The sequence below is a fragment of the Vibrio chagasii genome (assembly GCF_024347355.1).
Lineage (GTDB): Bacteria > Pseudomonadota > Gammaproteobacteria > Enterobacterales > Vibrionaceae > Vibrio > Vibrio chagasii.
Map to the genome: position 1 here is coordinate 2,048,769 of NZ_AP025465.1, position 14,158 is coordinate 2,062,926.

The window sequence follows — 14,158 nt, forward strand, 5'->3', positions numbered from 1 at the left end:
CAGTATTAAATTCGAGCGATTTCACTATTTAATATTGGAATATATTTTTATGTAAACCATAGCCTTAGCTTATGCCAATTAGTTGGCATAACGCCAAATTCAAGGCGCTATTAACGATATGGTTATTACAAAATATTTCAGATCCGATACGATGAAGTATGTATAGAAACTGTCATGAAAATAGATAGAAAAAAGGCAGGTGAGTCTCCTCACCTGCCTTCGTATTATTTATCGTTCGACTGTATTTATAACACGGTCGATTCACGCTTTTATGAGCTAGCGTTTTTCTGTACGCATACCCATTAGCAAGCTCACACACATCAATAACAGAATGATGGTGAAAGGCAGCGCCGTCGAGATAGCACCAGCTTGAAGAGCTTGTACTGCTTCAGTACCACCAACCCACAATAGTGCCACTGCAATCGCACCTTCAAGGAACGCCCAGAACACACGTTGAGGCACAGGTGTATCAACTTTACCACCCGCGGTGATGCTGTCGATTACTAGAGAGCCTGAGTCAGACGATGTAATGAAGAATACTAGAACCAATACAACCGCAATGATTGAAAGCAGAGTACCGAACGGCAGTGCATCAAACATTTGGAACATTGCTAGTGATACATCCGTTAGGCCGTCTTGACCAAGAATACCAACGTTATTCACGATTTGGTCAATCGCCATGCCACCGAATACTGACATCCAAATGATAGTCACTGTAGTCGGTACAATCAGTACTGCTGTGATGAACTCACGAACGGTACGACCTTTAGAAACACGTGCGATAAACATACCTACGAATGGAGACCATGAGATCCACCAAGCCCAGTAGAATACAGTCCAACCGTGCATCCACGTTTCATCTTCGCGACCGTGAGGGTTACTTAGCGGAATGATGTTTTCAATGTATGCCATCAATGTTGTTGGGATAGAACCTAAAGTCACCGCGTAGCCGATTAGAGCCACTAAGATAAGCAGTAGGAAAGCAACCAACATGTTGATGTTACTGATAACTTTAACGCCACCATCAATACCACGAAGTACTGATACTACCGCCAATAAAGTCACCGCTGTAATCACAATAACTTGCAGCCCTAAGCCCGCTTCAATGCCGAATACATGCTGAATACCACTTGCCGCTTGTTGTGCACCCAGGCCAAGTGATGTCGCCAAACCGAATAGGGTTGCAAGCACTGCAAGAATATCAACAATGTGACCTGCCCAGCCCCAAGCTCTATCGCCTAAGATTGGGTAAAAGATAGAACGAATTGAAAGAGGTAATCCCTTGTTGTAAGAGAAGAAAGCCAGTGACAATGCCACTACACCATAAATCGCCCAAGGGTGCAGTCCCCAGTGATACATGGTTGCACCTAGTGCTAGCTTAGCCGCTTCTGGTGTATTCGCTTCAACACCTAACGGAGTCTCATACAAACCGGTGTAATATGCTGCTGGCTCTGCCACACTCCAGAACATCAAGCCGATACCCATACCTGCGGCAAACAGCATCGATAGCCAAGACATAAAAGAATAATCTGCCGTCGCATCAACACCACCAAGGCGGATTTTGCCGTACGGAGAAACAATCAAACCTAAGCAGAAAATTACGAAAATATTACCCGACCAGATGAAAAGCCAATCAAACGAATTGATAATCTGGCCTTTAACGCCATCTAGTGCAGCCTTTGCCGAAGCGGTATCTGTAATAAGAACACCGATCAGGAACAAAGCGATAAGTCCCGCACTGATACCAAATACTGGGTTATGAACATCAAAACCCCATTTTTGGACGTTATCTTGACCAACAGTGTAATCCGTACTGTCGATACTGTATTTATCTATACCTTTAGTCATTATCCCTCTCTACGGAATACTCATAAGGTCTATTGACCTCGTATCCCTTACTTACCTGTGACTTAATTACAAACTCGAACATACAATCCAAGTAGTACAAGTTATTGTCACAATAATTCAAATACTTGGATGTCTGAAGTTTAGCAGGTTAACTTATTGTTTTCAGTAAACCTGAATCAGTTCGATGGGTTTTGATCCAATATTCACGTAATTACTCAAATTGCTGGCGAAAAAAAGGCCGAACAAGTCGGCCGTTGTTTCAATAATACTTTTAACTCAAAGCATTTTGGTGCTTAACCAATTGATTTTCAGTTCGTAAACCAAGCAATAAGCTTAGGCACATAAGCAATAATATGAATGCAAATGGCAGCGCCATAGAGACCGTTCCAGCTTGTAGTGCTTGAATAGATTCCGTGCCACCAACCCACAGTAGAACCGCTGCAATTGCACCGCCCATCAACGCCCAAAATACACGTTGTGGTACTGGCGCATCGACTTTACCGCCCGAGGTGATGCTATCGATAACAAGCGAGCCAGAATCAGATGAGGTGATAAAGAACACCATGATCAAACTAATCGATACTACAGAAAGCACAGAGCTCATTGGCAGCGCATCGTAAGTATGGAAAAGAGAAAGTGTAATATCTTGCAGACCATTCACACCAATTTCCCCCACCTTGTTCGCCACTTGGTCTATCGCGATGCCGCCAAAAATCGCCATCCAGATAATGATCACTGTCGTTGGGATGAACAGTACCGCGACGATGAATTCACGAATCGTACGACCTTTAGAAATACGAGCGATAAACATACCTACGAATGGAGACCAAGACATCCACCACGCCCAGTAGAATACCGTCCAACCTTGCATCCACGATTCATCATCACGACCATGGGGATTACTTAGAGGAATAAAGTTTTCGACGTAACCCATCAGCGCCGTTGGGATAGCTTTAATACCAGCAATGCCACCAGCAATCGTCACGAAAATCAGCAAGCCTAAAGCGACCAACATATTCACATTACTTAGCACCTTTACGCCGCCATTGATGCCACGAACAACCGACATTGTCGCTAAGAAAGTGACCACTGCGATAACAACCAGTTGCATACCAATACCGCCATCGGTACCAAATACATGGTTAATACCACTTGTTGCTTGCTGAGCACCTAAGCCCAATGAAGTTGCAAGACCAAACAGTGTTGCAAGCACAGCAACGATATCAACAATATGACCAAACCAACCCCAAGTTCTATCACCTAAGATAGGGTAGAAAATAGAGCGGATTGATAAAGGTAAACCTTTATTGAAGGTGAAGAAAGCAAGTGCCAGAGCAACAACAGCATAGATAGCCCAGCCGTGTAAGCCCCAGTTATAAATGGTTGCGCCTAGCGCTAATTTAGCGGCTTCAGGTGAATATGCTTCGACACCTAATGGCGTTTCATACCAACCCGTGAAGTAAGCCACTGGCTCAGCCACACCCCAGAACATCAAACCAATACCCATTCCCGCGGCGAATAACATCGACATCCAAGATAGGTTGGAGTGCTCTGCTTTGGCATCATTGCCACCAATAGGTATCTTGCCATACGGGGAGACAATGAGGGCAAAACAGAAAATAACGAAGATGTTTGCTGCCCACATGAAGAAACCATCGAAGTTACAGATGACTTTCCATTTGATTCCATCAAGCGCCGCTTTTGCGGTATCAGGGTCTGCAACTAGAAGTGCCAACAGGAAGATAATGATCGCTCCTGCACTGATTCCAAATACTGGGTTATGAACATCGAACCCCCATTTCTGAACGTTATCTTGTCCTACTGTATAATCGGTATTTTCAATACTATACCTATCTTTTACAGGCTCCATGCTTCCTCTCTAATTTGCAGCGCACTGTTTGCAACATTGCATTCGGCGCTTGAATTTCGAAAAGAAGAATATCAACCTGTCGCAAAAATACTAAAAAAACCTCCACAAAGGAGGCCTAAATTACACGTTTAGTAATTAAATTACACATTTAATGTAATTTAGCGTAAGATCAGTCCACAAGCCCGGAACTGACCGCGTACTTAGCAAGCTCTGCTGTAGAGTGAATATCTAGCTTATGCTTAATATTTTGTCTATGGGTTTCGACCGTTCGATAGCTGATATTCAGTGCCTTCGCGACCTCTTTACTGCTCTCCCCTTTCGCGACTAATTTCAATACCGCTTCTTCACGTCTGCTCAATGGATTCTTCACAGATTGCGTCGGAGTAATTGGCTGAGTAAACAAATTCTGCGTTACTTTTTCACAGAAATAGGTCGAACCTTGATTGACGGTTTTGATTGCCTGCACCATTTTTTCAGCCGAAATCTCTTTCAACATATAGCCGACCGCACCAGACTGCATCACCTTCATGATGTATTCACGGTTGTTATGCATGGTCAGCATCAACACCTTGGCTTCAGGGTCTTCTTCTTTAATCAGGTGGGTCGCATCAATACCATTCATGATAGGCATGCTAATATCCATCAGCACCACATCAGGGCGCAGCGTTTTCACTGTCTCAACCGCTTCTAATCCATTACTGGCTGTGCCTATCACGCTAATATCAGGCTCGAGTTCTAATCTCGCCATAAAGCCATCCAGTACGACTTGGTGATCGTCAGCAATCACAACTCGAATAACTTCACTCATTCACTAATCCTTCTAGTGTCAGTAACACTGTAATTTCCGTTCCGAAACCAGTCTCACTCATCAACTCAAAATCACCGCCGATGAACTCCACTCGCTCTCTCATGTTACGCAGTCCGATCCCTCGTTTCTCCATCGCTTTATAGGTATTGAAACCAACACCGTTATCTTGGATAAGCAGTTGCAACACGTTGCCAATTTGCTGAGCGATAACCGTTACCTTGGTCGCTTGCGCGTGTTTCTCTATGTTGTTCAATGACTCTTGCACCACTCGATACAAGGTCGTTGCGGCTTCTGATTTTAACTTACCCGGTTGAGTGCTAAATAAAGTTTCCACCTCAATACCGGAGTGCGCCTGAAAATCTAATAACAACGAAGACAATGCCGCTTCTAAGCCTATGTCATCCAGTGAACTTGGGCGAAGTTGATGTGAAATGTGCCTCACCTCTTCAATCGCTCGCATCAGTGAATGCTGTGACTTATTCAAATGTGCTTTAAGGTCCTCACTCTGTAGCTTATTACCGAGTAGCTCTAAGTGACAACGACTCGACACTAATAATTGGTTAATACCATCATGTAACTCACGTGCTAGATGTTTCTTCTCGTCTTCTTGGAACATCACCGTCTTATGCGCCAGTTCTTTGAGGTTGTTATCGGCAATACGATGTTCATGCATGTTGATGGCTAAGGTAAGCACGATAATAACCGCCACCGTCACACTCAAAATCACCACAATAGAAAAGAACGTGGTTTCAATATTCTTGTTTATCTCAGCCTGCATTGAAGCCACTTCTTGGTGCACATCTTCAATATACAAACCGGTGCCAATCATCCAATCCCAGCGTTCTAGCCAAGCGGCGTAACTCAACTTAGACACCACCTCACCCGTCGATGGCTTTTGCCATAAATACTGGTGAAATCCTCCGCCCGTTTGTGCCTCTCTTAGCAGGGCTTCTATCAGAAAGTCACCATCCTCGTCTTGCAGTTCAAGTAAGTTTTGACCAATCAATTCAGGCTGAATCGGATGAACTAAATTGGTTCCGTGGCGATCGTAGGCAAAGAAATACCCGTCCGACCCGTATCTAAGTTTAGACAATATGGCTCGAACTTCCGTTTTGGCTTGGGCTTCTTGGATGTCAGGGTCGTTGTAGATGTGCTCAATGGCATCGAATGCTAGGTCTACTGTGTCCTTGAGGGCGTTTTCACGTGACTTGATTAAGCTGTCTCTGAAGATTTCGACCTCTTTCGCGCCCAACGTTTTGGTTTGGTGTAACGAGATCCAACTAATACTCGCCGTTACCAATAGCAACGGGAGCAGCGTCAGCAAAATCAATTTGGCTTTTAGAGGCATTCCTTTTCCTCACAAAAAACGGCTTACTGAACATCAATAAGCCGTTTTATTTTAGCAATTTATCGTTAACCCTTGAAACATATCATTCACATTCTTGGCGTCACTCACATTCCATAGAAAGCTGGAAATGCGAGAAGTGATCCAAGTACTAGGATCTGAATCAGAATGAATGGCATCACACCTCGGTAGATATCCTTCGTAGTTACGCCTTTTGGTGCCACGCCTTTTAGGTAGAACAGGCTGAAACCAAACGGCGGTGTTAAGAATGAGGTTTGCAGGTTCATCGCAATCAGGATAGCAAACCATGTCATGTTAATGCCCATCAACTCAGCAACCGGCGCAATAATTGGCACGATGATGAAACAGATCTCTACGAAATCGATGAAGAAACCCAGAATCAAAATCACTAACATGGTGATGATCAGGAAGCCCCACTTCTCACCCGGAAGCTGTAGCATCCACTCTTCAACCAGATAATCACCACCGGTATAAGTGAACGCCATCGAGAACGCAGTCGCACCCAGCAAGATAGCAAATACCATCGCCGTTACTTTCACCGTCTCTTTCGATGCGTCATACACCATCGACCAACTAAACTGACCGTAAAGCAGTGCTAATACCATCGCACCCGCGCCACCTAATGCAGCAGACTCTGTTGGCGTAGCCACACCCGCAAAGATTGAACCCAGTACGACAATGATTAACGCAAGAGGCGGAAGAATCGCTTTAAGTGCATCCAACACCTCTTGCTTACGGCTGATTGAATCGTCTCGCTCAATCGGTTGAGCCGCTTCAGGGTGTAACTTGGCATATATCAAGATGTAGAGGATATAAGCACCAACTAACATCACGCCCGGCCAAATCGCCGCTTGGAACAAGTCACCTACTGGCACACCTAATACGTCACCTAATAAGATTAATACGATGGATGGTGGAATGATTTGCCCTAACGTACCAGACGCACAAATGGTGCCGCACGCTAAGCCTTTGTCGTAATTGTACTTAAGCATTACTGGCAACGAGATAAGTCCCATTGCAACCACAGAAGCACCAACCACACCAGTAGAAGCCGCAAGCAGTGAGCCTACTAAGACGGTTGAAATCGCGATACCACCACGAACGCCACCAAACAGTCGTCCCATCGACTCAAGCAACTGCTCAGCAAGCTTGGTCTTTTGTAGAACAAGCCCCATGAAAACAAACAATGGAACGGCCATCAGCACCGTGTTTTCCATAATGGATTGAATTCGATATGGCATGAAGGCAAACATTTCAATGCCCTCAGCCCAAACACCAAAGATTAACGCGATACCACCAAAGGTGAACGCCACAGGGAAGCCAAGTAGAAGCGCAAACAAGGCTACGAAAAACATTACTATTCCAATCATGTTTAGCCTCTATTTGTTATTGGCATGGATGAGATGGGGATTAAAAATCTTGTTCAGTGAATGCAGGATCAAACCTACGCCACTCAGTGCCATCAAGAAGAATGACAGTGGGATCATGGCTTTGATGATCCAGCGATACGGCAGGCCACCGGGATCGCCTGAGGTTTCACCCAGTTCATAGCTCTCTTTGGCAACATCGATACCAAACCAAGCCACCAGCAAACAAAACGGCAGTAAGAAGATAAGTGTGCCTAGCAGGTCAATTATCGCTTGTGCTTTAAAGCTCAGTTGCTCGTAGAACACGTCAACTCGAACATGACCACCCGCTTTGATGGCATAAGGAACACCTAATAGGAAAACGGCTGAGAAAAGGTGCCATTCCATCTCTTGGAAGGCGATAGAGACATCGTTGAATGCATATCTCATGACAACGTCATACACGACGTTGGCGATAAGTAAAATAAACAACATACTGGAAAGCCATCCCAGTGCATCACCGATACGATTAAACAGGCGTTCAATATAAATTAGACTTCGCATTCCCGACTCCATGGAATTTGAAAAGACATCGTGCAGCGGGGTAACAAGCTGTTCGATGTAGAAAGGGTTCTTGGGCATTTAATTATTATGTTTAAAATGAACCCTCAGCTTATCCACTCTTAAATACTCAATAAGAAAAGCTTTGGGTTCATTTAACTTCAGTTCAACAACCGTCGATTATTTCGCTTGGCTATTTAGATAAGCTCTATGTGAAATATCTGTCCATGAACGTACTTGCTCTAGGTAAGCTGCTTGTGAAGCTTGAATCTCTTTTGCCAATGCATCTTTCTCAGCGTGCTCAGCAAGTAGGCGATCGTTCGCTTCTTTCAGTGCAGACATAACCTCTGGCGGGAAATCTTTTACTTGTACATCTGGGTACTCAGTCTTCATTGAAACCCAGTTCTTACCACTTTCATGCGTTGCTTGTGTGTACATGTCGTAAGCCGCTGTACGCATTGCAACACGCAGGATTTCTTGTAGATCTTCAGGAAGCTTGTTCCATGTACGCTTGTTCACTAGGAACTGAAGCTCTGAACCCGGCTCGTGCCAACCTGTGTAGTAGTAAGGCGCGATTTTGTGGAAACCCATACGTAAATCCAGTGATGGACCTACCCACTCTAGCGCATCAATCGTGCGACGCTCTAGAGACGTGTAAAGCTCACCTGGGGCAATGTTGGTCGGTTTAGCACCTAGCTCAGCAAGAATCTCGCCTGCAAAGCCTGGGATTCGCATTTTCAGACCTTGTAGATCTTCAACGCTGATGATCTCTTTCTGAAACCAACCACCCATCTGGATATCGGTGTTACCACCTGGGAATGACATCAAGTTGTGTGGAGAATAAACCTGCTCCATCAACTCCATACCACCACCGTGATAGAACCATGCGTATTGTTCTGCAGGCGTCATACCGAAAGGCATAGAAGTGAAGTAAAGAGTGTTTGGAACTTTACCTTTCCAGTAGTAAGAGCCTGAGTGACCCATGTCGTATTGACCAGACTTAACCATGTCAAAAACGCCTAGAGGGGCTTTGTGTTTGTTCGCTGAATCGATTCGGATTTGCAGTCGGCCATTCGACATCTTCTCAGCCATCGCTGCCATGTTTTTCGTTGCATCACCGAAAATAGGGAAATTAGGTCCCCATGTTTCAGCAAGTTTCAAACGATAAACCTTATCCGCAGCTGTTGCACCGGTTGCGACCAAAGCTAAACAAGCCGCAGCAGTTACCGCTACGTTTTTAAAAACTCGTGTAAGGGAATTAGAAATGAGACTCATGTTCACGTCCTTTGTTGGGTTAACACTCTTTCTTTGAGCATTTTTTATGATTCAACCTAAGAGTGCACCGCGATGAAGCAACAAGATATCAGGGAGAGCACGCACCCTGAGCTTGTGTAAAGGTACGTATTAGATCAAAGGATTAAGTAGAACTACGTAGGAGATAAAAGAATGGTAACGATTTTAAAGGACTTGAAGAATTCCCCCCCGAAAATGCGTATTGATAAATACCTAAGTAGTTACAATGTACCCGTATTAACAATTGATTCCCATTTCGTGATGAAGCTCTAGTCGTTGCTGCATTTTAGGGAGAGTCATCCGCATTTATCGGTTGATCCGCCCTACTTTAGTGCTCGCTGATAAGAAACAAAATTGGAAGTTATCGTGAATCAGTTAAGAGGATATTTAGAATGGGAAAAGTAAAGGAGTTATTCAGCACCTTTCAGATACAAAAAAGCCTCGATAATCGAGGCTTAAAAACTTAACGAAGCGAATATCATCCCGTGGGATTAGATAGCTTTGTAGATAACCTTGTTACCTGCTAGCTGCTCTTTCGCTACTAGGTTTTCTTCAAGAAGTTTTTTCAATGCGCCTGTTGCCCATGAAGCTGCTTTCGCGTCTTCTTGACCAGCTGCTAGGCCGATACCTTTAGGGTTAATGCCTTCAGCATTGCTAACAACGATGTCTAGAACTTGTTGTTGCTTAGGAGTCAGTGCTACTGCAACTTCTTTAGTTGCTGCTACTGTTTTCTCTACCGCTGGTTTTGCTGCTACAGTTTTTTCTGCTACAACTTTCTCTGCGACAGGCTTCGCTTTTTTCGGCGTTGCCACTGCTTTAACTACAGCCGCTTTAGTGCGTTTCTGCAGTTTAGCCTGCACCTTACGCTTATGAGCAAGTCTCATTGAATATTTCTCCAGTTCACTGCTCTTTTCGCAGTGGTGAAAATTTGAAGCGCGATTTATACCAAAAAACAGGAGCTATTTGTAGAGTGAAGCGTCGAAAGTCGACGAAAAATACCGATATTATCTACTAGCGTCTATTATTTAAACATCGACTTATCAATTCAGGGTCATATACACTGGTTATCCATCCAGAAAAAAATATGAAAACTTGGTGTTGCCTATGGACACTCGTCATTTAACAAATTTCTCTTTGCCTTCGTTTACTCGCTCATACCGTATTCTAGCCGTTATTTTAGGCTTTATTTGCTTCATCATTGCACTCTATAGCAACAACCCAAAGTTACTGATCGTAGGCGCATTTTGCATTATTACTTTACTCGCCACTGGTTATTATTTAATGCTGCGTAGCAGAGTGATGTTCACACTCACACCAACACATTTTCAGCAGCATTTTTATAAGGGCGGGTGGGTTTTAAAATGGAGTAATATCCAAAAAATAGGCTTGTGTACTTATGAACAAGATGGATGGCATCAACCTCTTCCTTGGATCGGTATTAAGGTCAAAGATTACTCACCCTACTTGGATTCCATCTGCCCTAAAATCACCTGCGAACTACTGCTCAGCCAGCGTGCACTTTTGTATTTAGGTGCCAAACAAGCAGGGAAAGAATCGAAGTTTGAAGACATGGTTCTCGACTCTTCGCATTACCACGCCCGCTGTACTGAAGCTGGCTGTGTAGAGCTAAGTAAATTTAAAGAATCAGAAAACACTGAAGAGAGCTATTTTAGTAACAGCCAAACACAAGCTACATCTGAACCCTCTAAAACGTCAAATGACGAGAAAGCCGTCATCAAAAATTACTCTGGACTACAGGCGATGCTCGCTAACAGAATGAAATATCAAAGAGGTTTTCACGGCTACGATATTTTTATATCAACCAATGACCTAAATATTAGTGGGGAAGAGTTTGTCGGCCTTGCTAGGCGCTACCTAGCCGCTGCCGAACGTATTTCTAATTAACACTCAAAGCTATAGAAGTGAATGTTCACGCTAACCCGCAATGAACCATAAAAAAAGCTTAGCTTTCAGAAGAAAAGCTAAGCTTCATTTTCAATCGTTTTGGTATTCAATAACTGACTTAGTACAGAGGCATCTCATCTGCTACGAACGGGTTTGAAGCGCGCTCACGACCGAATGTCGATTCAGGTCCGTGACCCGGAACGAAAGTTACATCGCTGCCTAGTGGCCAAAGCTTGGTCTTGATTGATGTGATAAGCGTGTTGAAATCGCCTTGCGGGAAGTCAGTACGACCAATTGCACCGTTAAACAACACATCACCAACAAACGCTAAACGAGCTTGCTCGCTAAACAGTACCACGTGGCCTGGTGTGTGGCCCGGAGTATGAATCACATCGATAACTTGGTTACCAAACATCACTTTATCACCCTCTTCTAACCAAGTATTTGGTTCAAACGCTTTACACAGAGGGAAACCAAACATTTGGCTTTGATTCTCTAGGCCTTGTAGCCAGAAGTTGTCTGCCTTATGTGGGCCAACAATTTCCACGTTCAACATCTCTGAAAGTGGCACCGTACCACCAACATGATCTAAGTGACCATGAGTCAGCACCAAGTTCACTACCTTCACACCTAGCTCTTCGATGATTGCAGCTAGCTGTTGGATGTCGCCACCTGGATCAACAACGATGCCTTCCATGGTTTCATCACACCACACAATCGAGCAGTTTTGAGCGAAAGAGGTAACAGGTACAACGTGATACTTAAGAGACATATACAAACCTTAAAGGGCAAACTAAAATTTGGGCAAACTATGACATTGGATGTCTACTTTGACAAGTGCCTACCGCTTCAGTTCACCATAGAGCCTAGAGCTACCAGCTTCGTACTGGACCAGTATCAATGTGGATGAAGTTACTACGAGCGTAATAACCAACACCACCTGCTTGCAGACTTTTAGCTACGTCTCTCAGCTCCTTTAAATCAACACCATCGATACGAAAATCGATCGCTTTACCAAGCATGTGATAGCTCTTTTTCGCAACTCCACTCGACTTAGATCGTAATGCTTCGTTTGTCGCCGGTGAACGGTAACCAGAGATGATCTGAACTTCTTTTTGAATACCCAAGATATTTTGGATCTGAGTGATCTGATCAAAGAGGTTCTTATCCATTGGGTGGATTTCATTGCGGCGGAAGTCTCGACATAACTTACTAAGGCGAGCCATTTCATCACCAATATAGTTAGTCCCATCGAAATAACAGGTCTCTAATCTTTCACCAGTATGAAGGTTGTTCATGCTAATCGTTCTTGGTTGATCAGGGTATGAAGCAAAAGCAATAGATGGAGTAAGTGAGGCGACAACAGCAGTACCACCAGCGTAAGTCAGAAACTGACGGCGTGAAAATAAACTTTGAGACATACAGCAAGAAAACCAATTAGATCGAACAAAAACGCACGATACATAATGAAATTTGCTGCGTCAACGTACAAAAACCGCGCAAAACGTTAGTATTTGTAACCTTTGCACGGTTAGTTATTGATACTCATTATAATTTTATCAATAGAAGGCGAGTTGTCATTTTTTGGTCAAGATCACCATTCTATGCATATCTGCCATTAACCACCCTGTTTATCGTATTGATAGATGTCGCCACGATATTGAATCCCCTCTTCCTCAAATAACACGGTTTGATAAATGATATGTACAGGGATTCTTTTCTTGAGTCGAACTTTAGTATTGGGTGCTAGGTCATCACTCTGATTCGGCACTTTCTTTACCTTAGTCGCAAATAGCAACTCCGCGAGTTCCTCGGCATGCTCAACACGAATACAACCAGAGCTATAGGCGCGGAAGTCATCGTTAAACAAGCTTTTACTTGGGGTGTCATGGAGATAGATGGCTCGCTTGTTGGGCGTATTGAACTTATACAAACCTAATGCATTGCTAGAGCCTGCTTGCTGACGCATTCGATATGGGAAAGAGTTGAAGTTGATTGTCTGCCAATCAATCTCGGTAGTATCGACAGTTTCCATCGAACGCCAACCATCAATCACTTGAAAATTGTGTGTTTCAAGATAACTTTCGTCGGCTTTTACTTTAGGCAAGATATCTTTAACCATGATTTTCCATGGCACGTTCCAAGTCGGATTTAAGATCACCGAATCAAGTTTTATCTCTAAGAGTGGTGTTTTTCTCGATTTTCTCCCGACCACGACTTTAGATTCAAAAACCTCTTCTCCGCCTTCCCAATACTTCATATCAAAACTAGGTACATTCACCACTATCAGTGAGTCTCTATTTCTTGGCCATAAACGGGCACGCTCGGCGTTCAATGCTAGAGAAGTGAGTCGATCATCAAAGCCCATGTTGATCCACTTGATCGTGTCTGGTCCGATAATCCCATCCGCGGTAATCCCATGCATACTTTGAAAAGCTTTGATCGCGATTTGTAAGTCTCGATCAAATCGAGGGGAATCGATAGCTATCATTGAAGTGTCTACGCCAACCAATGCAATGCGCTCAACCAGCGTCGCTTTGTCTGAAAGCTGATCTCCCAAGCGTTGCAAACCTTTTTGTCGGTAACGTTCAACACCAAGCTCTGATGCCGTGTTTAAAACAGAATAGGTTGCTTTGAATTGGTCAAAATCGCCAACCGGTGGCGCGTAAGACAACACCATCTCCAATAAGTAATCATTGGCGACGCTGCTTTTAAGTCTCATAACAATATGAGGTGAAGGCGCGGGTAATTTAGAATGCAGCTGACCGGAGAAATACCACTCCTTACCTATGATTGGCGCATTCTCAACGTAGCTCAAATAATAGATGAAGGTGTCAGTCAGTAGTATGTCTAACTCTTGCCACTGCTGACGAGATTGGTATTGGCGAATCTGTTTAAGCTGTCGCTCAAAAAGCGGGGCCATCTTCGCTTGTTCAATCAGCGATAACTGGAATTCAAACGCCTTGACCAGCTCGGGAGAGTCCCACAAAAATGGAAATGAGGTATCTTGGTAAATGCTCTGGGTAAGTTCAGGGTATATCAGCATGAAAGAGAGCTCTGAATCTGCCGGAATAAACCGACGCTCTTCAGAACTCGTATAGCTCCATGTACTTACGGAAACTAGTACTAATAAACCAAAGAAGTATCTCGCTAACATGCCT

At 43.9% G+C, this 14,158-nt stretch carries 12 protein-coding genes; 1 reads left to right on the top strand and 11 read right to left on the bottom strand.

From position 1 onward, the window contains the following. Nucleotides 1-276: 276 nt before the first annotated feature. From OCV52_RS09415 to OCV52_RS09450, 8 genes are all read right to left on the bottom strand, one after another. Nucleotides 277-1,848, bottom strand: coding sequence for a BCCT family transporter (locus OCV52_RS09415; protein ID WP_102432399.1), 1,572 nt, complete (start codon nt 1,846-1,848; stop codon nt 277-279). 271 nt (nt 1,849-2,119) lie between these two features. Beyond that, the gene (locus OCV52_RS09420; RefSeq protein WP_137407487.1) at nt 2,120-3,718 is read right to left on the bottom strand and encodes a BCCT family transporter; all 1,599 of its coding nucleotides are present in this window, start codon (nt 3,716-3,718) and stop codon (nt 2,120-2,122) included. 169 nt (nt 3,719-3,887) lie between these two features. Continuing rightward, nucleotides 3,888-4,526: a response regulator transcription factor gene (locus tag OCV52_RS09425; RefSeq protein WP_048659561.1), complete on the bottom strand. Its 639-nt coding sequence runs from the start codon at nt 4,524-4,526 to the stop codon at nt 3,888-3,890. Then, on the bottom strand, nt 4,519-5,874 hold the full coding sequence (locus tag OCV52_RS09430) for a cache domain-containing protein (protein WP_137407486.1): 1,356 nt from the start codon (nt 5,872-5,874) through the stop codon (nt 4,519-4,521). The genes OCV52_RS09425 and OCV52_RS09430 overlap by 8 nt, the downstream gene beginning before the upstream one ends. 104 nt (nt 5,875-5,978) lie before the next feature. Further along, nucleotides 5,979-7,262 carry a TRAP transporter large permease gene (locus OCV52_RS09435; protein WP_048664743.1) on the bottom strand — a complete coding sequence of 428 codons (1,284 nt, stop codon included), beginning with the start codon at nt 7,260-7,262 and terminating at the stop codon, nt 5,979-5,981. A 9-nt stretch (nt 7,263-7,271) separates the two neighbouring features. After that, complete coding sequence (locus tag OCV52_RS09440) at nt 7,272-7,802, bottom strand: TRAP transporter small permease subunit (RefSeq protein ID WP_048659564.1); 531 nt, start codon at nt 7,800-7,802, stop codon at nt 7,272-7,274. 177 nt (nt 7,803-7,979) lie between these two features. After that, on the bottom strand, nt 7,980-9,074 hold the full coding sequence (locus tag OCV52_RS09445; protein WP_137407485.1) for a TRAP transporter substrate-binding protein: 1,095 nt from the start codon (nt 9,072-9,074) through the stop codon (nt 7,980-7,982). A 509-nt stretch (nt 9,075-9,583) separates the two neighbouring features. Then, nucleotides 9,584-9,976, bottom strand: a complete 393-nt coding sequence (locus OCV52_RS09450) for a hypothetical protein (RefSeq protein WP_004740184.1) — start codon at nt 9,974-9,976, stop codon at nt 9,584-9,586. Between the two features lie 220 nt (nt 9,977-10,196). Here OCV52_RS09450 and OCV52_RS09455 point away from each other — a divergent pair, with 220 nt between their 5' ends. Next, complete coding sequence (locus OCV52_RS09455) at nt 10,197-10,997, top strand: DUF2982 domain-containing protein (RefSeq protein ID WP_137407484.1); 801 nt, start codon at nt 10,197-10,199, stop codon at nt 10,995-10,997. A 118-nt stretch (nt 10,998-11,115) separates the two neighbouring features. Here the strand turns inward: OCV52_RS09455 and OCV52_RS09460 are convergent, their stop codons facing one another. The 3 genes from OCV52_RS09460 to OCV52_RS09470 all read right to left on the bottom strand — a co-directional run bounded on the left by OCV52_RS09460 (nt 11,116) and on the right by OCV52_RS09470 (nt 14,154). Then, on the bottom strand, nt 11,116-11,769 hold the full coding sequence (locus OCV52_RS09460) for an MBL fold metallo-hydrolase (protein ID WP_137407483.1): 654 nt from the start codon (nt 11,767-11,769) through the stop codon (nt 11,116-11,118). A 100-nt stretch (nt 11,770-11,869) separates the two neighbouring features. Further along, complete coding sequence (locus tag OCV52_RS09465) at nt 11,870-12,418, bottom strand: YcbK family protein (RefSeq protein ID WP_008222012.1); 549 nt, start codon at nt 12,416-12,418, stop codon at nt 11,870-11,872. A gap of 197 nt (nt 12,419-12,615) precedes the next feature. After that, nucleotides 12,616-14,154, bottom strand: coding sequence for a L,D-transpeptidase family protein (locus OCV52_RS09470; protein ID WP_137407482.1), 1,539 nt, complete (start codon nt 14,152-14,154; stop codon nt 12,616-12,618). Nucleotides 14,155-14,158: the final 4 nt, after the last annotated feature.